This window comes from Dyella sp. (assembly GCF_051954575.1).
Lineage (GTDB): Bacteria > Pseudomonadota > Gammaproteobacteria > Xanthomonadales > Rhodanobacteraceae > Dyella_B.
The window spans coordinates 1-19,711 of record NZ_JBQCHP010000108.1 but is presented as its reverse complement, the minus strand read 5'-3'; the positions used below and the strand labels follow the sequence as shown (position 1 = coordinate 19,711).

Annotated in this window: 13 protein-coding genes, 1 tRNA gene and 1 pseudogene; 5 read left to right on the top strand and 10 right to left on the bottom strand. The window is 60.5% G+C overall.

What is annotated here, in order from left to right; translation table 11 throughout:
- Positions 1-143 precede the first annotated feature (143 nt).
- Together ACTHNE_RS14815 and ACTHNE_RS14810 are read left to right on the top strand one after the other, a co-directional pair.
- Entirely contained in the window at positions 144-1,883 is a 1,740-nt protein-coding gene (locus ACTHNE_RS14815; protein WP_440269652.1) for a DUF885 domain-containing protein, read from the top strand.
- Positions 1,884-1,988: 105 nt separating this feature from the next.
- The gene (locus ACTHNE_RS14810; protein ID WP_440269651.1) at positions 1,989-3,425 is read left to right on the top strand and encodes an amino acid permease; all 1,437 of its coding nucleotides are present in this window, start codon (positions 1,989-1,991) and stop codon (positions 3,423-3,425) included.
- A gap of 336 nt (positions 3,426-3,761) precedes the next feature.
- Here the strand turns inward: ACTHNE_RS14810 and ACTHNE_RS14805 are convergent, their stop codons facing one another.
- From ACTHNE_RS14805 to ACTHNE_RS14775, 7 genes are all read right to left on the bottom strand, one after another.
- Complete coding sequence (locus ACTHNE_RS14805) at positions 3,762-4,112, bottom strand: Hpt domain-containing protein (RefSeq protein WP_324937735.1); 351 nt, start codon at positions 4,110-4,112, stop codon at positions 3,762-3,764.
- Between the two features lie 46 nt (positions 4,113-4,158).
- On the bottom strand, positions 4,159-4,377 hold the full coding sequence (locus ACTHNE_RS14800) for a hypothetical protein (protein ID WP_324937733.1): 219 nt from the start codon (positions 4,375-4,377) through the stop codon (positions 4,159-4,161).
- 27 nt (positions 4,378-4,404) lie between these two features.
- Positions 4,405-7,128: a fimbria/pilus outer membrane usher protein gene (locus tag ACTHNE_RS14795; RefSeq protein ID WP_324937731.1), complete on the bottom strand. Its 2,724-nt coding sequence runs from the start codon at positions 7,126-7,128 to the stop codon at positions 4,405-4,407.
- 140 nt (positions 7,129-7,268) lie between these two features.
- Positions 7,269-8,039, bottom strand: a complete 771-nt coding sequence (locus tag ACTHNE_RS14790) for a fimbria/pilus periplasmic chaperone (protein WP_324937729.1) — start codon at positions 8,037-8,039, stop codon at positions 7,269-7,271.
- A 92-nt stretch (positions 8,040-8,131) separates the two neighbouring features.
- Complete coding sequence (locus ACTHNE_RS14785; RefSeq protein ID WP_324937727.1) at positions 8,132-8,707, bottom strand: fimbrial protein; 576 nt, start codon at positions 8,705-8,707, stop codon at positions 8,132-8,134.
- Positions 8,708-9,222: 515 nt separating this feature from the next.
- Positions 9,223-11,598 carry an ATP-binding protein gene (locus ACTHNE_RS14780; protein WP_324947636.1) on the bottom strand — a complete coding sequence of 792 codons (2,376 nt, stop codon included), beginning with the start codon at positions 11,596-11,598 and terminating at the stop codon, positions 9,223-9,225.
- Positions 11,595-12,365, bottom strand: a complete 771-nt coding sequence (locus tag ACTHNE_RS14775; protein ID WP_324947638.1) for a response regulator transcription factor — start codon at positions 12,363-12,365, stop codon at positions 11,595-11,597. Before ACTHNE_RS14775 ends, ACTHNE_RS14780 begins: the two co-directional genes overlap by 4 nt.
- A 698-nt stretch (positions 12,366-13,063) precedes the next feature.
- Here ACTHNE_RS14775 and ACTHNE_RS14770 point away from each other — a divergent pair.
- The 3 genes from ACTHNE_RS14770 (at position 13,064) to ACTHNE_RS14760 (ending at position 17,269) form a co-directional block, all read left to right on the top strand.
- Entirely contained in the window at positions 13,064-15,184 is a 2,121-nt protein-coding gene (locus tag ACTHNE_RS14770; protein ID WP_324947640.1) for an ATP-binding protein, read from the top strand.
- A gap of 91 nt (positions 15,185-15,275) precedes the next feature.
- Positions 15,276-15,698, top strand: a complete 423-nt coding sequence (locus ACTHNE_RS14765) for a response regulator (protein ID WP_324947642.1) — start codon at positions 15,276-15,278, stop codon at positions 15,696-15,698.
- Between the two features lie 548 nt (positions 15,699-16,246).
- Positions 16,247-17,269 carry an alpha/beta hydrolase gene (locus ACTHNE_RS14760; protein ID WP_324947644.1) on the top strand — a complete coding sequence of 341 codons (1,023 nt, stop codon included), beginning with the start codon at positions 16,247-16,249 and terminating at the stop codon, positions 17,267-17,269.
- 49 nt (positions 17,270-17,318) lie between these two features.
- Here the strand turns inward: ACTHNE_RS14760 and ACTHNE_RS14755 are convergent.
- The 3 genes and pseudogenes from ACTHNE_RS14755 to ppnN all read right to left on the bottom strand — a co-directional run.
- Positions 17,319-17,513 (bottom strand): annotated as a pseudogene (locus ACTHNE_RS14755) (helix-turn-helix domain-containing protein); the annotation flags it as partial.
- 309 nt (positions 17,514-17,822) lie between these two features.
- Positions 17,823-17,899, bottom strand: a tRNA-Asn gene (locus ACTHNE_RS14750).
- 69 nt (positions 17,900-17,968) lie between these two features.
- Positions 17,969-19,369, bottom strand: a complete 1,401-nt coding sequence (ppnN, locus tag ACTHNE_RS14745) for a nucleotide 5'-monophosphate nucleosidase PpnN (RefSeq protein ID WP_440269650.1) — start codon at positions 19,367-19,369, stop codon at positions 17,969-17,971.
- Positions 19,370-19,711: the final 342 nt, after the last annotated feature.

The window sequence follows — 19,711 nt, the reverse complement described above, 5'->3', positions numbered from 1 at the left end:
CCCGGCGCACGCCGGGATCCAGTGAAAATACGCGTGCGAAGCACACGACATCGATTCGGAGCGCTTCGCGTAACGCACTTGACTGGATCCCGGCGTTCGCCGGGATGACGTGTGCTTCGGTCACGCCTCGACGGCACTCATTGATGGCCGCACGTTTGCTGCTCGTATTCCTCTTCTCCATCCAACCCGCTTTTGCCGCCACCACCCCCACCCAGACCTTCCACCAGCTCTACACCCGCGAATGGCAATGGCGCCAACAGCAATTCGCCGGCGCGGACGACGAAGACAGCCAAGGCAAAGCCGCCGGCCATCTTCCGAAAGTGGATGCGGCCACGCAATCGATACGCGAGCATTACTGGGCCGACGTGCTCGCCCAGCTCCACGCCATTCCCGAGCAGCAACTCAGTCAGGAAGACCAAGTCAACTACGCGGTCTACAAACAGCAGATCGAAACGCTGCTGACAGACCAGAAATTCAAGGCTTGGCAGATGCCATTCAATGCCGACTCGGCGTTCTGGAGCGATCTCGGTTTCACGGCACGCGGGCATTTCATCAACGCGAAGGATTACCAGAACTACCTCGGCAAGCTACGCGATATTCCGCGCTATTTCGACGAGCAGATCGCCAATATGCGCCTGGGATTGGCGCGCGGCTTCACGCAACCGAAGGTGATCCTGCAAGGGCGCGATCAATCGATTGCCGCCGTCGCGGATGCACCGGATGAGCAGAACCTGTTCTACACGCCGTTCAAGCAGATGCCGGCGATTATTCCCGCCGATCAGCAAGCCCAGCTGCGCATGCAGGCGTTGGCGGCGATCAGGCAAGACGTAATTCCCGCCTACGCCAAACTGCTGGCGTTCATGCGCAACGAATACATGCCGCATGCGCGCGACACGCTTGCGGCGGAAGATTTGCCGGACGGCAAAGCGTTCTACCAGGCACAGATTCGCCAATACACCACGCTCGACATGAGCCCGGATGCGATTCACGCGCTGGGGCTGAAAGAAATGGCCGGCATTCACCAGCGGATGCTGGATGTCATCAAGCAAACCGGCTTCAAGGGCAGCTTCGCCGACTTCCTGCATTTCCTGCGCACCGACCCGCGCTTCTACGCCAAGACGCCGGAGGAACTGCTGAAGGACGCGGCGTGGATCGCCAAGGAAGTCGACGGCAAGGTGGGCGATTACATCGGCCGCCTGCCACGTCGCCGTTTCGCGATCAAGCCGGTGCCGGCGGATCTTGCGCCGATCTATACCGGCGGGCGTGGTGGTCCGGGCATTTATCTGGTCAACACGTATGACCTGCCTTCGCGCCCGCTCTATTCGTTGCCGGCGCTGACCCTGCACGAATCCTCGCCGGGCCACGCATTGCAAATGCCGCTGGCGGAGGAAATGCAGGGCCTGCCGGATTTTCGCCGTTACACCTACATTTCTGCCTATGGCGAAGGCTGGGCCTTGTATTGCGAATACCTGGGCCAGGAAATGGGCATGTACCAGACGCCGTACGAGCAGTTTGGTTACCTGAGTTATCAGGCCTGGCGCGCGGCGCGGCTGGTGGTGGATACCGGCCTGCATCACCTGCATTGGACGCGCGAACAGGCGCGCGATTACCTGCGCCAGAACACCGCGCTGGCCGAGCATGAAATCGACACCGAAGTGGATCGCTACATCGCGTGGCCGGGACAGGCGTTGTCGTATTACCTTGGCGAGATCGAGATACGCGAAGATCGCGCTCGGGCGGAGAAAGCGCTTGGGGAGAAATTCGATATCCGCGCATTTCACGATGCGGTGCTTTCCACCGGCTCGGTGCCGTTGCCGGTGCTGCGGGAGCGGATCGATCGGTTTATCGCCGAGGGTGGGAAATCGCCGTATGCACAACCGTAGGCGACGTTTCGTAGGTTGGGGTGCAAACCCCAACGTCTTTAATTATAGGCATGGCGATGTTGGGGTTTGCACCCCAACCTACGCAGCAGGGGGAGAAAGCAACCCATGAGCTTGATCACCGACATCACTCGCCGCAAATCCGTCGCCGCCATGCAACGGGAAACCGGCGAACGCAGCGGACTGCGGCGCGTGCTTGGGTTATGGCAGCTCACCGCCATCGGCCTGGGCGGCATCATCGGTGTGGGTATCTTCGTGCTCACCGGCACGGTGGCCGCCACGCAGGCGGGACCGGCCGTGGTGCTGTCGTTCCTGCTCGCAGGCATCGCCAGCGGAGCGGCGGCGCTTTGTTATGCCGAGTTCTCCGGGCTCATTCCCGTTTCCGGCAGCGCGTACACCTACGGCTATGCCGTGCTCGGCGAATTCGCAGGATGGATCATCGGTTGGGATCTGCTGCTGGAATATGCGTTGATCGCCGCGGTGGTAGCGGTGGGATGGTCCGGCTATGTGCAGGCGCTGCTGGATGCTGCGGGCATATCGCTGCCGGTCTGGGCACAAGGTGCGTATGGCAGTGCGCCGGGACGGTTGTTCAATCTTCCGGCGGTCGCGGTTTCCGTGGCCATCACGATCTTGCTGGCGATGCGCATGCAGTGGGGTGCGCGCTTCAATACCACGATCGTGGCGATCAAGATCGCGGCGGCCGCAGCGATCATCATCGCCGGCGCCGCTTACGTAAAGCCGGAACGCTGGCATCCGTTCATGCCCTTCGGCATGCATGGCGTGGTCACTGGCGCAGCCGTGGTGTTCTTCGCGGTGTTCGGTTACGACATGCTCACCACCGCGGCAGAAGAATCGCGCAATCCGCAACGCGACCTGCCGCGCGCGGTATTGCTGTCGCTGGCCATTGCGATGGCGTTGTATTTCGCCATCTGTCTGGTGTTGACCGGCATCGTGCCATACACCACGCTGGATACGCCCGCGCCGGTAGCGAGCGCGTTCACCGCCATCGGCATGCCGCAGGTGATGGTGGCCATTTCGCTGGCGTCGATCTGCGGCATCACCAGCGTGATCTTCGCCAACCTGCTGGCCGGCGCGCGCATCTGGTTTGCACTGTCGCGCGATGGCCTGCTGCCCGGCTGGTTCGCCAAGGTACATCCGCGCTGGCATACGCCGCACCGCACGACCTTGTTGCTCGGCGCCGTTACAGCAACGGCGTCAGGCCTGTTTCCGCTGGATGAGCTGGCCAAGCTGGTGAACATCGGCGTGCTATGCGCGTTCATCGTGATCTGCACGGCGGTGGCAGTGCTGCGTTGGCGCCATCCGGACATGCCGCGCCCTTTCCGCACGCCGCTGGTGCCGCTGGTGCCACTTATCGGCGTGGGTTTTTCGTGTTGGCTGATCTGGGGGCTGCCCACCATTACGTATTGGCGTTTCGGGCTGTGGTTGCTGCTTGGGCTGGTGGTGTATTTCGGGTATGGGCGCCATCGCAGTCACCTGAATACGCCTGCCGCAACGGCAGCGCCTGTGCACGAATCCACACCTTGAACGCAGGGTCTCAGCCTGCCACACATCATGTGGGCGGACGCCTGCACTACACCATTTCTACCGGTCGAACACGCCGATGTTCGCTCTTCTCTCGATGTGTGCAAAGGCCATTTTTTCAGCACCGGGATATCGCGCGGGTATCGTCAAATTTTTGAAGATTTGCTGAGCTTTGATGGTTGAGCGCATCGATGCACATTGCGTGGAAGAGATCGATCGTTGGGACCAAATGCTCGCCAGCACCCATCCATTCCATCTGCAAGAATTCCAGCATCCAAATGCAATGCGGCCGGGCTAGGCATAACTTTCACCAGCATCTGTGTACACCGCAACAACAGCTCAGCGGCCTGCACCATAGGTGTCGAGCAGTCGATGCAACGATGTCCTCAGGCTCTCGATATCAGGATCGCAATTGTTTAGGCCGCCAGAGCTGATGCTTAGTTCCGTAATTGCGCAATCGTTGGCCGTCGCATGCTCGCCAACGACGAACAGCGCCCCCTTCAGTGAGTGGATGCGTTCCAGCAGCCCGGCTTCGTCACGTCGGCGCCACGCGTCATCGATGCTTGCCAAGTCGTGGGTGACCGACTCGATGAGCACGCGCCGGTCATCCATCGACAATGCGGATTGTCGACGGATGACCGGCGTGGCCTGCGATTCCGACACGGCGGAAAAATCCTTTGACGTTGCCATCTGCGTTTCCCCAGTGAAGCGGACCGTGGGTGAATCATCCCGCCTATTACGCCGGATCGGTGCAACGGAATATACGGTCTGTTGTGGCAAGACCTATCCACCCGGTTAGCGGAGCGCCATTTGCAACAGCTGCTGGATTGATAGCGATGGAACCGGGCACGTTAATGTTTATTGCGGAACGCCCACGGTGCAAGCACCCATTGCCTTGTTCGATAGGGTTACCAAAAGCAGAAGCAGAATAATTTTTTTGGAACAGGTTATTCATGGAACCAAACCTCCATGCGAATCACTTTTACCGGCGAACGACACGAACATTTGGTCCATTTTCCCCATGCGATCTTTCTCGCTGCTTCGGCAGCGTGACATCTAGCGCCGAAGATTGCTCACCACTTCCGCACGATGCATTGATGCTGTCTGGCGCTTTCTGGCGCCCGCCCGCCAATGGCGGCAGGTTGTAGTCGATACGGCAGGAGTCTTCAGCTGCGCTTCCCCACTTCACCGTCAGCGTGCCTCGATCGGCCACACCACGCACAAACAGGCGACTGGCTTGACCAACCACACCCACACTCTTGCCGTCCGCGTCGTACACGTCGGCGCCGAACGGTAGCGGCGTACCGTCGGGGCGCGTTGCCTTGATTAGCACTGCACGACCGCTTTCGGTTTCATACTTGATCGGAACGATCGCACCTTTACGTGGTGCAACGTTCTGCGAGGCCGTTTTGAGCTCGACGTCGGCGGGAATATCTGCAGGATCCAGTTCCACGGAATTGAGCCGGTATGGTTGCAAATAAGGAACCACGGCGTAACCGCGCTTGTCGAGCTTGATATTGGAACTGCTATTTAGCCTGGCGCCTGCCGCGTTGGCAGCGTGGACGATACCGATGGTATCGCTGAGCGTTTGCGCGAAGGTGATGCCGCCCTCGTGCAGCACGATGCCGCCCGCTGCACCAAACGAGGCGGAGCGGTAGTTGTCGCCCTGCGAATAGGAGCCGGTGAGAACCGTAAGCGGTGCGCTGTATTGCACATTGGCATTGCCCGATACGCCATTTTGCTGATAATGCGTAACGGATGCGCCGTATGTGCCTTGCGCCAATTTGCCGAACGTACCGTTGACGCCGATCAGCTCACTGCTGTTGTTGTTGCTGTCGCGCACTAGGCTGGCATTGAACGTCGGCGCGCGCTCGGCGCGTCCCAGCGGGATGGACGCCATGAAGGTGACCTGCGTATCGGTAAAGCCAGAGGCGAGATCGCGCTGGCGCTGGGCGCTTAGAGTGTAATTGAGCAGCCTCCAGGTGTTGTTGTAGCCAAGCGTGAAGTTGACGGTATTGGTGCGCCTGTTCCAATAGTTCTGCGCGGCGCCCTGAAGGTAGAGCATGCCATTGCCATCGCCCAGCGTTTGGTTGAGCGAAATGTCAAGACGGCTGCGCAGACGGTCGACATAGTACGCATTGCCGTCCCTCAACGCCTGTTGGCGCAAAGCGACGGCATCACGCACGCTCAAATAACCGCTGGTGGAATACCGGTAGGCACCCAACGAGAAGTTGGTGCCGCTGTTGAAATTTTTGTTGTAGCGCACCTGCACGCTCTGGCCGCTACTTTTACCGCCCCTGGGCACGCTGGCGCCCGCATGGGTGACGTCCACCGAAAACGCGCCGATAGGCGTATTGATTGCGCTGCCGATTTGCCCCGCCGCATAGCCTTGCGATGCGATGGCGCCACCGTAGACGGTGAAGCGGTTGCTAAGCCCACGCTGCAGCGTACCTTGGAACAGGAAAGGGTGGATGGAAAAGCCGAGTTCGTCGAACTGGCCCACCGACACCGAATAACGGCTGTATCCTTCGCGCAGCAGCATCGGCGTGGCCGCGTAGGGCACCACGAAGGCCTTGCGACGGCCATCAGCCTCCATGATTTCCACTTCCAGGTCGGCGCCGAAACCGGTGGGGTTCAGGTCGTCGATCACGAACGGACCAGGCGCCACCGTGACCTGATCGAGAATCACGCCACGCTGGCGGATCGTGACCCTGGCATTGGTTTCGGCCACTCCGCGCACCACCGGTGCGTAGCCGGTCTGCGAGGGTGGCAGCATGTTGTCGTCCGTGGCCAGTACCGCACCGCGCAGGCGCACGCTGTCGAACAGGTCGCCAGGCGTATATACCTGGCCGGCATACAACTGCGATTGCATCTTCGGCAGATCACGCTGCACATACGTGTTGCTGCTCTGGTAGTGCAAGCCACCGGGGCCGCCACTGATCAGCGAACCGGAATGCCTGAAGTGCCAGTCCCCCAGATTCAAGCCAGCATTGAGGCCCAGATAGGTGCTGGTGGAGGTACGCCCGTCATAGGTATTGCTGTATGTATTGAAGTTATAGCCGAGCATGGCCGCCGTCTGGCCACTGTCCCAGCTTTCCGGGCTGACGTAGCCACGCGCATTGCGACGCATGTAAAGCTGCGGAACGGTGAGCGTGAAGCTCTGCTCGCCGACGTCGAAGCTGGCGGTGGCATCGGGGACATATTGCCCGATATCGCCGCAGAAACGTCCTTCCGGCAAAAGCAGAACCGGCTTTTTCGCCACTTCGCCCGCTTGTGCCGCCTGGGCGGTCTTGGTCTGAATGCCAAGAATGTCGACACCCAGCCGGATCAACATATCGCGGTCATAACAAGGTTGCGCGCTGGCTTGGCCTTCGACGGCAACAAAGTTGATATCCATGCGGTTGCTGAGCAGACTACCGTTGATGACGACGTCGGCGCGATAGGTGCCTGGCAGCACCACATTGCCATGCTCGAAACGCGAAATGTCGATCTGGCCGGTATGGGTGCCGCGCGGGAAGAACGCCGAATCGAACTGCACGATCTCCGGCGAAGTCGGTTCGATGGCGGCCGCGGGCGACGCCGGATCGGCCGCCGCCGCACCAGATGCGCACAGCAGCATGCCATGCACAAGCATCGCCAGGCGTTCGCGTGGAATGCCAATGCCCGGTTCGGCGGCGTAAATCCTTGGCTGCGAGCGCAGAGACATCTCAAACTTCCTGATGGATGACAACGCGTTTCTTGCGGCGCTTGCTGCATACCGCAAACGCATGCTTCATGGGTCGCTCCCAAACGCGGATGCGTGGGACTTGTGAATCTCGATCAATGGCAAAAAACGACGCAACTTTGCTACAGGTCGACATTGGCCTTGCCCGGAATACGGGCACCGAAATCGCTTATGGTGCTGAATTCCACTTGCGCGCCGCCGGCCGGCATGGCTTTCAGATCCGGCAATGGAAACCGTGTTGTGCCGCCCGGCGCCGTCATGCTGTCGTGGACGTTGTTGGCGTTAGTGCGTGGATAGCTGCGTGCGCCATCATGCAACTCCACTTTCTCGAACGATACGTAATACGGCGACGGATTGCTGACTTCTAGCGCGTAGCCCCTGTCGACGGAAACCAGTTTCCAGGTCAACTTGCCGGGCGCGTCGTTCACGTCGTAGGGCAGGCCCTGAGGACGGTAGAAAACTTTGATACGGGTACGGAAAGCGAACTGCAGCAAGTTGCGTTCATTGCCTTCGCCATCCTTCGCATCCGCCTTCGGTGGCACTTCAAGCATATTGAACCAGAACAGGCTTTCCCTGTCGGCGGGCAGCGCCTGGCCGACAAACGCCATGCGTACCGCCTGCTGCTTGCCTGGATCCATCCGGAAGATGGGCGGCGTCAGGGTGAACGGCACGTCGATCTTGTCAGGCGTCGCATTGTCGTCGCCATCGTCCATCCACACCTGGATCAAGGCGGGGCGCTGGCCCTTGTTGTCTAGCCTGACCGTAATCTCCTTGTTCTTTGCCGGATAGATCACGCGCGTACTATTGATGATGACGCCAGCCCGCGCCGGCATGGCGCTCAGCGCCGTCATGAGCACGACGAGCGCAGCAACAAAGCGGTTTACGGTTGCCATAGCTCAAACTCTTCAAAGTGAGAGAAAAGCCCGCCCTGGAACCGGGGCGGGCCTGCTGCGCAGACGCGTGGCGCATCTGTACAACGTGGGGCTTAGTTGAAGACCACCTGGTAACCGACGCGGCTGGCCACCGTACCGGCGGTGGCAGCGCCCGTGGCGTAGTACTGCGCGGCCAGGTTGATGGTGGCCGTGTTGTTGGCGATCACCACGCCCTGCGAGTCCTGGCTGCGCAGGTCGATCACCGAGCCCGTGCCGGTACCAGCGGTCGCACCATTGAGAACCTGGATCTGCACGTTCGAGGCGGCGCCGGCGCCGGCGTCGGTGTTCAGGCGTCCGCTGTTCGGATCGATCGCCGCACTAGTGGGATCGAAGCGCACATAGGCGGTGCTGCCATTGGTGCAAGCCGTTTCACCGGCACCGCCAACCACGATCTGGAAACCCGCGGTGTTGGCGGTGTCACCGGCTTGCGCCAGGGCGGAAGTGGATACGTTCTTCAGGTTGACGTTGACGTTCGCCAGATTCTGACCCGGCTGCTGGCCGTTGATCTGGCAGGTGGTGGCCGAGACGTTGCCAGTGAAGTTGATGGTGCCGTCGTTGGCAGCCGAAGCCTGGAAGGAGGCGACGCCGAACGCAAGCGCCACGGATGCAGAGACGATGGAAAGTTTCATGAATAGATCCCTTGGTTGGGTTATAGGGGAACGAGCCCGCGGTTGCTTGGGCACCCGCACCTCAAGGCGCATTGTGAGAACTCACCTGCAACGCCTATATAGGAATCATTTGATTTGTAGTGTCATCAACCGGTTGTCTACTAGGGCCTGCTTACACTATTTGCGTGGCGCGCGCTGGGAGCTGTTTGCGCGCCAGACAAGGAAGAGCGAAGGAGTGCACGTCGGTACACGACTTAAGTGATGACGCACGATGGCGGGCAAACAGACCCAGCCCTTGGGGTTGCCGCTGTGTAGCCGCCATGCGCCAGCGCGCGGCTTGCCTTGGCAGCCAGCCATGGCGGCGCCCCGAACTCCCCCCTCCCGGCTACCCAGCGGCAACGCGGGCTACGCAAATAGTGTAAACAGGCCCCAGTACAGCGCAGACCAGGTTGCTTTTTTCAGCGTTCGAGCATTGGAATTTTCCACGCATGCTCATCGCATGCGGGCATCATCAAATCATGTCCGTAGCGCGCTGCTCAGTGACGCCTGAGCGCAATCCACTTGGCGATTTCTTCCTGCAATGCCTGCAAGGCTTCGCTTACACCCAGACCATTGGCCGCTTTGACCAATTCCTCCAGGCGGCCAGCCGATTGCGCCATGCCCTCGGCGCCGATCATCAATGCCGCCCCCTTGATGCGATGGGCGAAATGGATGATGTTGTCGCGGTCTTCCTTCGCCAGGGCATCCTTGAGTGCTTGCGCATCCTCTTCGATCGACGCCTTGTAGAGTTCGAACATGTCGATGGACTGGTTTTCCGCCGCAGGCGGGGCGACCGATTCGACGGATTGCAAGCGATCCATCCACAAGCCCAGCATGCTGCGCAGTTCGTCAAGACGCAGCGGCTTCTTGAGCACGCTGTCCATGCCACTGTCCATGCAGCGCTTCAGATGCGCCGCGTCGGTGGCGGCGGAGATGGCGATGACAGGGACGCGTGGCAGGTTCAGGCTAGTTTCGCGTTGACGGATGCGGCGCGTGGTCTCGTAGCCGTCCATCTCGGGCATGTGGCAATCCATCAGCACCAGCGAAATGGGGTGCTGCCCGATCGTCTCGATGGCCGCGCGGCCGTCCGCAACGAAAATGGTATCGACGCTGAGCGCACGCAATTGCTCAGCCATGACGAAACGATTCTGAGGATGATCTTCCACCACCAGCACCTGACCACCCGATTCCAATGACACAGCGCTTTCGCTCATGGAAGGCACCTCCGATTCCATCGAAGCGGCAACCAGGCGCGCCGGAATGCTGAAGCTCACCGTGGTGCCGACATCCTGCGTGCTTTCCAGGCTGATCTGTCCCCCCATCAGCTCGACCAGTTCCTTGCAGATCGTCAATCCCAGGCCGGTGCCGCCGTATTGGCGCGTGGTGGCGCTGTCGGCCTGCACGTAGGCCTGGAACAGCTTTGCTTGCTGATCTTTCGCAATACCAATACCCGTATCGCGCACCCGCGCATGGACGCGGCCCGGATGACCCTGCACACCTTCAACGCGAACATCCAGCGTGATGCTGCCGCGCTGGGTGAATTTCACCGCATTGCCCAACAGGTTGAGCAGGATCTGCCGCAACCGCGTCGGATCGACCACGGCATGCGCACCCGACGGATTGTCCACAAATAGATGCATGGGCAAGGCTTTGTCGCGCGCCTTCACCGTCACCACGTCCACCACCTTCTGCGCCAATCGCTCGATGTCGGTCGGCATGGTTTCCAATTCCAGGCGGTGCGCATCGAGCTTGGACAGGTCGAGCACGTCGTCGAGCAGGCCCAGCAAGGCTTCGGAGGCAGTGGATGCGGTAAGCGCGAGCTTGCGTTGATTCGGTTCGAGCGGTGACTGCTGCAACATCTCGATCGAGGCGAGAATCGCGTTCATCGGCGTGCGGATTTCATGACTCATCACCGCCAGAAAACGCGATTTGGCCAGTTCGCTCTGCTCCGCCTGCCGCTTCGCCACGCGGGCGCGGTAAGCGAACCAGATCAGCAACAGGCCAGCGATGCATGCTGCCGCCAGCTCCGGCAGATACTCCATGACGAGTGAGCGCAACGTCGGCGCGCCATAGCCCGCCTCTTGCAATGCGCGCTCGTTCAGGACGTCCGTCTCTTCGGCCGACAGGCTTTTCAGCGTCTTGGCGAGGATGGAATACAGCAGCGGTTCGTCCTTGCGCACGGCCATCTGCAGGTTCACCGGCAGGTCGTCGACTACACCGGCGATGCCGAGCTGGCCACTGTATTTCTGTCGGACCAGAGGCTGTTGCACGGCCGCGCTGCCCAATGCCGCGTCCGCCTCTCCATGCACGAGTGCTTCCAACCCCTGCTGAGGCCCCGCCACCAATACCGGCGTGATCGACGGAAGCCGCCCCATATAAAAGCGCACATTGGCGTTGTCGCCATAAATCGCCACGCGTTTGCCTTCCAGTTCGTGCGGGTCGAGAATGCTGGGGTTGTCGGCGCGCGTGACGATCACGCTCGGCGAGGAAAAATACGGTTCGGTAAACAGCACGCGCTCGCGTACGTCCGGCTCGAGCCGCGTGTAGAAGCTCACCGGCAACAGATCCACGGCGCCATCGGCAATAGCCTTCTTGGCGCCGCTGAAGCCGTCGGTGTGCACGAGCTGGAAATGAAGTCCAGTCTTCTTTTCGATAGCGGCAAGATACTGGGCGGAAACGCCTTTGTAGACGCCATCGTCATCGACGTAACTGACCGGCTTGAGCTGTGTGCCGACCGCAAAACGAACCTGCGGATGGCCCTTGATCCATTGTTGCTCCTGTGCGCTGAGCACCAGTTGCCGAGCATGCAGGGCTCCGGCCCATCCCGCCATCGCCAGTAGGAGCAGAAGGATGCGCAAAAACAGGCGGATCATGATCGTTCCAGCTGGTGACGGATCTTGAACAGCTGGCTGTCGTTACGAATGCCAAGCTTGCGATACGCCGCAGTTTTCTGCGCGCTGATCGTGGTGATGCTGCGCGAGAATTTCGTGGCGATTTCGGTAACGGACATGCCATCCAGATAGCAGCGCAGCACCTCGCGTTCGCGCGGCGAAAGTTTTGCGTCATTGACCAATGCCGACTCGCCGGTATGCTCGGACAACTCGGTCGGCTGCGACGCCAGTTCTCGCGACATCTCCTTGCTGAGATAAACACGCCCGGCGGCGACGGCGCGAATGGCCATCATCAGTTCCTTTTGGTTCTGGCCTTTACCGATGAATCCACGCGCACCGGCCTTCATGGCCAGGGCAACGGTGGCCGCGTTGTAGTGCGCGGACATCACCAGCACTTTTTCGTTGGGAAAGCGCACCCTGAGCGCCCGTATCAAGTTCAACCCGTCAACCTCGGTGGGTCCGAGCGAATAATCGACGATCAGCACGTCCGCGGTTTTCTCGCGCAGTGCTGCGAACAGTTCGCGGCTGGTCGTAAAGCTTCCGATGACATCGAGCAGGTGTTCCTGCTTGAGCAGAAGCTCCAGACCTCGGCGCATGACCTCATGGTCGTCCAGCAACATTACGCGTAATGAAGGCGTCACTTTATAGGCCGACATGAAACTATCCTTTTTGACTAAGATACGGATCACGCGAGAGAGCGGTGCTTCGCACGGTGGAACGAAAACTCCTTCTTCGTCTCGCGAAAGCAACCGCTCATTGCTGTATCACTTGTACCGGAAGCGGGGCGGAGCACCGGCATTCGATCTACCGCCCACACAACCTTCCTTAGCCACATCGGGAACCGCAGACGCATTCAATCTGGCCCGAAGCCTGAGACTTTCACAACAGCGCGGACCATTATCCGATGCCTTGGAGCACCCGCGCCTGACCTACACCGACGCAGGGACACGCCGGGATGATGACAAACCTCGCGCCGTCCCGGGGACGGCTGCCGGTTGCATAGGACCCGTCTGCCAGCCCGCGGTAAATCTTACTCTCACCGCCCGGCATCCTGACGCCACGTATGCCTGCCAGGGCAAGCGGCGGCCCGTCCGCATTTCGGATACTTTTTAGATACCGTCCGAAGGTTTGACCGGATACTTCTTTTTACGTCATCCAAAAACCGTGAATCCAGCTTGCCGCTGAACGCGCCTGGCGACGCCGCCGATTGAGCGAAGGCCCCAAGCCTTGCGGGAAAACGTCCCGTGGCAAGGCCGGCGCGCCGCCTTGCTGCGCAAGCAAGGCATCGAGGCGACCACGTTGTCAAGCAAAAAAAGACCGGCGCGGATGACCGAACTGCCCGCTTGGGCCCCATTCACGGTAACGCCGTGCGTCTTCGGTACCCGCCGGCCTCGCCCCTGCCCTCCAACAGACGATGATGATATTGCGATACGCATACCGGCTCATCATGTTGTGCGCGCTGCTGCCGGCGATCGGCTGGGCGCAGACGCAAGAACTGTTCACGCCGGAGGAACGGGCGTGGATCGCCGCGCATCCAGTCGTGAAGTACGCGGGATATCCGGACTGGCATCCTTTCGAGTACATCGAGAGCGGCAAGGTCTCCGGTGTGGCGATCGAGTATCTGGCAGCGATCTCCCGTGTCAGCGGGCTGCGCTTTGAGCCCATTCTGGAGACCGACCCAAACCAGAAGCACCAGGCCCAGCACGCGCTGGAGCGCGGCGAAGTCGACCTGCTTCCTGCGGTCGCCGCGGAAAACTTCAGCAATACTTCCGCTTATCCGCAGGCTCTGCTCAGCGACCCATACTTCGTGGGCACGGCGGTGATCATCACGCACGACTCCTCCCCACCGATCTTCGCATTGGAGAGGTTACGCGGCATGCGAGTAGCCGTGCGCGACCAAGGCTTTTTGCGCCAGCTGCTGAATGAGCGCTTTCCGGATCTCAAACTGATGCCATGCGCCAATACCGAAGAAATGCTGGCAGCCGTCGCGCAAGGCAAGGCGGACGCAGCGATCGGTCTGCATGCAGCGCTGATGCCGTTGTGGCGGCGCAAGTATCTCAACACCTTGCACGTTTCCGGCACGGTCAACGATGCCTTGCTCAGCGTTCGCATGAGCGTTCGCAGCGACATGCCCGAACTGGTTTCCATCATCAACAAATCGATGGCCTCGCTTACTGCCAGGCAAACCGACGAGATGATGGCCAAGTGGATGGACGACACCGACTACGGCGCGCCGTCGTGGCGGGTGCTTATACGCTTTCATACGGTGGAGGTGATTGGTTTCGCCAGCTTGTTGGCAGTTATCGCCGTTTTGCTTTTTGTAGCGCGCCGCGACCGGCGGCGTGCAATCCGCAGCGAACGCGACAAGGCCGCCTTTCTCGCGATGATGAGTCATGAAATCCGCCTACCGTTGGGTGCAGTGCTCTCGTCCGTGGATTTGCTGCGAGAAACCACGCTTGGCGCCCGGCAACGGCAGATCGTCGACAACGCCATCGCTGCGGCGGACGCATTGCACCATCTGCTTGACAATGTGCTCGACCTCTCGAAGCTGGAGGTCAACGGCATCACGCTCGAACGGCTGCCGTTCGAACCGGAAAAGCTCGGGCACGGCGTGGTCCGTATGATTCAGCACAAGGCGCAAACCAAGTGCCTGCGGCTTGTATTCATTCCGCATCTTCCCACGGGCGTAGTGGTTGTCGCAGACCCTACACGACTGCGCCAGGTGTTGATCAATCTGCTCTCCAACGCGATCAAATTCACGGAGCGCGGGAGCGTGACGCTGAAAATGCGCTTGCAGCGCGGCGAGGGCGCTTCGGCGCAACTGTTCGTGGAGGTCCGCGATACCGGCATTGGCATTTCCACCGAGCGCCGCCAACGCCTGTTTCATGCCTACTCGCAAGCCGACGCCACCATTGCGCGTCGCTACGGCGGTACCGGACTTGGCCTCACCATCTGCCAGCAGCTGATCGAACTGATGGGCGGCAGCATTCAATTGCATAGCGAAGTGAATGTGGGCACCACGGTATCATTCGCCATTCCGATAACGCTTGAGGCTACCGGCAGCGCGCCGGACGCAACCGATTCACCACCTCATGCCGCCGTCGCACCGCCACGCCGCAAACCCGCATCTGCTTCCGAGCCCGCTTCGATTCTTCTGGTGGAGGACCACCCCGCCAATCGGTTTCTTATCGAGCAGCAACTGCAGGTCAGCGGCTGCCGGGTAACCGCCTGCGTGGATGGCTCTTCCGCACTGCGTGCGACACATGGCAAAGCGTTCGACATGATCCTGATGGACTGCGATCTGCCGGATATTGACGGCTATACGCTGACGCGCATGATCCGCGAGCAGGAAAACACGACCCATCGCCGCACTCCCATCCTCGCACTCTCGGCCTCCACGGACGCTGATCACTACATGCGCTGCATCGATAGCGGCATGGACGGCCTGCTGAAGAAGCCGCTGCAAATGGGACGGCTTCGATCCGAGTTGGCGTTGTGGTGCGATATCGAATTACCGCCCCAGCCGTCCGCGCAGGCGAGCGAGCACCCACCGCGGGGCTGCGCCTGAACCTCCAGGCAGCCCTTACGACGGACAGACAACCCTGGCGCGTGTTGCCTAGAATGCTCACGCACGTCCGCCAAAGGAGCATGAATCGGTCATGGCCACTGCCACGCAAACCATTCGAGTATCGTTCCTGGACGATCACGCACTGGTACGACTGGGTCTTTCACGCTTCGTGGAGCAACAGCCCGATCTCGTCATCGCCGGTAGTTACGGTGCGAGCGCCGAGGCGCTGACAGGCCTTGCCACCAGCCCAACTGACGTATTGGTGCTGGACTACGCGCTGGCCCCTGGCGATCTCAGCGGCAGCGAACTCATTCTCGCGCTGAAGAAAAAATACCCGGCACTCAACATCATCGTCCTGACTGCCAGCATCGATGAAATGCACATGTCCGCTTGCCTGGAAGCAGGGGCAGCCGGCGTAGCGCACAAGAAACTCCCCTTGCCGGAACTGATGAACGCCATCCGCACGATCCATGGCGGGCAGCGGTTTATCGATTTCCAGCTGTCCCAGCCATGAGCCGGCGCGGAGACGTCCAAGTCGGCCGGAACGCGAACAACAAAACCCCGCCATGAGTACACTCCTTCGCTCTTCCTTGTCTGGCGCGCAAACAGATCCCAGCGCGGGCCACGCAAATAGTGTAAACAGGCCCTAGATACAGATGCTTCTTTTGGAGCTTCTTCGTAGCTGTAGATTTCGTAGGTCGATGCACTTCAGTCCCATTCACTTCGCCGATGCCGGCCCTTTCACCGCCGTTACGAAGTCATCCACACGGATGTGTTTGGCATAGGCCTGCTGTACGTCTGCTGCGGTTAGCGACAGATAGTGCAGGCCGGCTTGGGTATTTTCATCTACAGGCAAGCCCCACTCGGCACTGCTTAGTAATTGCCCCCGATACCCGTGAAACTCGACGCACTCAGCAGGAATTGGTCCGCAGCACTGCATAACATCAAAGGGTTACGCGGGAATTTTATGCACTGGCGAACTTCCTGCGCCGCCTCAAGTCAATGAAAGGGCCTGCCCGGCGCTCGGCCCGGGCCATCGACGGGGGACACACCTTGAACAGGATGTACCTAAAAGCGGGCGGCACCCTTATGCTGGCCATGATATTCGGCCAGGCCACAGCCACGGCCACCGATGCCAGCCACGCCACCACGCCGCAGCGCATGCCGGACAGCTATGCACAGGCGGCGAAGCTGATCGACCTCGGCCATGGCCGCGACCTCAATCTTCGCTGTTCGGGCAGCGGACCGCAGACCGTCATGCTGGAGGCCGGCGCGGTCGCCGATTCCTCTACGTGGTTCAAGGTGCAGCCACTCTTGGCCGCCCATGCGCGCGTCTGCGCGTACGACCGGGCCGGGTTCGGTTTCAGCAGCGAGGGGCCATTGCCACGAAGTCTCGACGCCGACGTGTCGGATCTGCACGCGCTGATCCAGCGCGCCGGTCTTACGACCCCGCTGGTGATGGTGGGGCATTCGCTGGGCAGCAATATCGTTCGGCAGTACGCGAGCCGCTATCCGGCGGACGTGAGCGCGATGGTCCTGCTTGATCCGCCCGCGCAGGACATCGGCCGGTTTGCCCCCGGCTGGCAGAAGGATGAAGACACTCTCTCGGTACAGCGGTTCGCGTTTCTTCGCCGGTGTGAAGCTGCCGCCGAAAAGCACGAATTGCCGTCCACCGATAAGGAATTGAGCCGGTGTCTCGGCGAGGCCGATCCGCTCGCCAGCGCCAAGCTCAACGCGGTGAACCTGGCCCTCATGTCGAAGCCTGCGTATTGGCGCACCGTGCTGTCGGTACTCCAAAACAATGTCGAGGTGTTCAAGCAGCCTGTGTCAAAGCAGGAGGCGCACGGTTCGACGCCCCTGATTGTACTGTCTGCTGCCAACACCTATGCCGATGCGCTGCCACGTGACCGCAAAGGGCTGGAAGAAGCCCGTGCCCACACGCAGGCGCAGATAGTCGCTACCTCCTCCCGCGGTACGCTGGTGCACGTTCCGGATACCTCGCATGACATCCAGATCGATCAGCCGGACGCGGTGGCCAAGGCGGTCATGCAGGCTCTAGGGATGGAGCAACACACACCGAAGTAGGAAGCCATGCAACCACTGGCTTCAAATTCAGGTGTCAAGAACAACTCAAGAGCTCAGATGCATAGGGAGGATCAAGCCGACTGGGACTCTTGCGATTCGGATAGCGCAGACTGGTCTCACCGCTCGCCAGATACTTGGTAATGGTGTTGCGTGACAGCTTCGTGCGTCGAGCGATCTCTCGGATCGAGATCTTGTCGCGAAGGTGCCACTGTCGAATCACGTTCAATAGGGCCACGTCGATCACTCCCACTTCCGACCGAGGCCGTGTGAAAACGTAAAGCGGGATTTTTCGATGCGTAGATTTTGATCGAAATCGCCGGGGTGGACGCGATTCTGACCAACTCGCGGTTAGTAAGTTGATCATATTTCGCGTAGGAGGCATGTCGCTGTTGAGCAACTTACGTTTTCACACAGCCTGGCCCGGAGCGGACACTTTGAATTCACCAGTCCGGACAGTCGACGATGTTGGACGATGAGCAAAGCCGGTCGCATTTTTACCGTATAAAAATGCATAAAAACAAAAAGGACCTACCTGAAGGTAAGTCCTTGATATTGGCGCCCGAAGTTGGACTCGAACCAACGACCCCCTGATTAACAGTCAAGTGCTCTAACCGGCTGAGCTATTCGGGCGGGGAGCTGTATAGTTTGGGGAATCGGGCCCGAGGCTGTCAAGCCGTGCGGGGCACCGAATTTCGATCTTCAGCGCGTGAGCACCCGATAGCAGGGCACATAGGCGCTGCCGCCCGGGAGCTTCATGCGGTGCTGCTGCACGAAGGCCTGCAGCAGGCGGTCCAGCGCGCGCATGATCTGTGGCTCGCCGTCGATCTCGAACGGGCCGTGCTGCTCGATGGCGCGCACCCCTTCGTCCTTCACATTGCCGGCGACGATGCCGGAGAAGGCGCGGCGCAGGTCGGCGGCCAGTTCATGGCGGGGGCGATCGCGGTGGATGGCCAGCCCGCGCATGGCGGCGTGCGTGGGCACGAAGGGCTGCTGGAAGGCCAGCGGGATGCTCAGCGACCAGTTGAAGAAGAACGCGTCCTTGTTGTCCAGGCGATGATTGCGCACCTTGTCCACGCCGCGTACCGCCGCGTGCGCCACCGCGATCGGATCGTCCACGATGATCTTGTAGTGCTGCGCCACCTCATCGCCCAGTGCGAGACGCAGGAAAGTGTCGATCTGTTCGAAATAGGCGGCCGACTGTTTGGGCCCGGTGAAGATCAGCGGGAACGGAATGCCGGCGTTGTCCGGATGCAACAGGATGCCGAGCAGGTAGAGGATTTCCTCCGCCGTGCCGACACCACCGGGGAACACCACGATGCCGTGCCCCATGCGCACGAAGGCTTCGAGGCGTTTTTCGATATCCGGCATGATCACCAACTGGTTCACGATCGGATTGGGCGATTCGGCGGCGATGATGCCGGGCTCGGTCACGCCGATGTAGCGATTCTTGCGGCGACGCTGCTTGGCGTGCGCAATCGTGGCGCCCTTCATCGGACCCTTCATGGCGCCGGGGCCGCAGCCAGTGCAGATGTCCAGCCCGCGCAGGCCGAGCTGGTAGCCGACTGACTTGGTGTATTCGTACTCGTCGCGCGCGATCGAATGGCCGCCCCAGCAGACGATGAGGTTGGGATCGATCTGCGGCTTCAGGATACGCGCGTTGCGCAGGATCTCGAACACGGCATGCGTGATGCCCACGGTATCGTGCAGATCGAAACCGCCCTGCTCCAACTGCGTCGACACATAGACGATATCGCGCACCACCGCTACCAACAGTTCGTTGATGCCGCGGATGATGTGGCCGTCGACGAACGCCTTGGCCGGCGCATGCGACAGCTCGATCTTGATGCCGCGATCCTGCTGCAGCACCTGGATGTCGAAGTTCGGATATTGCTCGAACATGCCACGCGGATCGTCGCCGATCTCGCCCGAGGTGAGCACCGCCAGCGCGCAGCGGCGCAGCAGTCCATGCAGGCCGGAACCGCTGGCGTCGCGCAGGCGCACCACCTCGTTGCGGGAAAGAATATCCAGGCCGCCGGCGGGCGAAATGCGGGCGCTCACCGTGGCGGGCTTGCCGGATTTGTCGATCTGCGTGTCGTTCATTCCCATCGTTCTCCTGGATGCTTTCCGCGCCACAAGCCCGCGGTTTGCAGGCGTGGCCGTAGGGATGCTCTGATCTATTCCACGCACCCGTCACCGCACGGTATGCGTCCCTCGGTTTGCCGTGTCGGTGCAGGCAGACTGGCCGTCTGTCAAAACGACGGGGCGAATCGAGGGACGCATACCGTGCGGCCCCCACGTTTTGAAATCAATGAAGGGGTGACGTCCACAAGGCCCGCAGGCCGTACCCCCCGGCTTTAAAAAAACGCCAGTCAGCCCAGCGCCCCGCCAGAAACCCGGCCACCCATCTGGACCTCAAGCCGGGGACAAGGAAAACATCAGAGC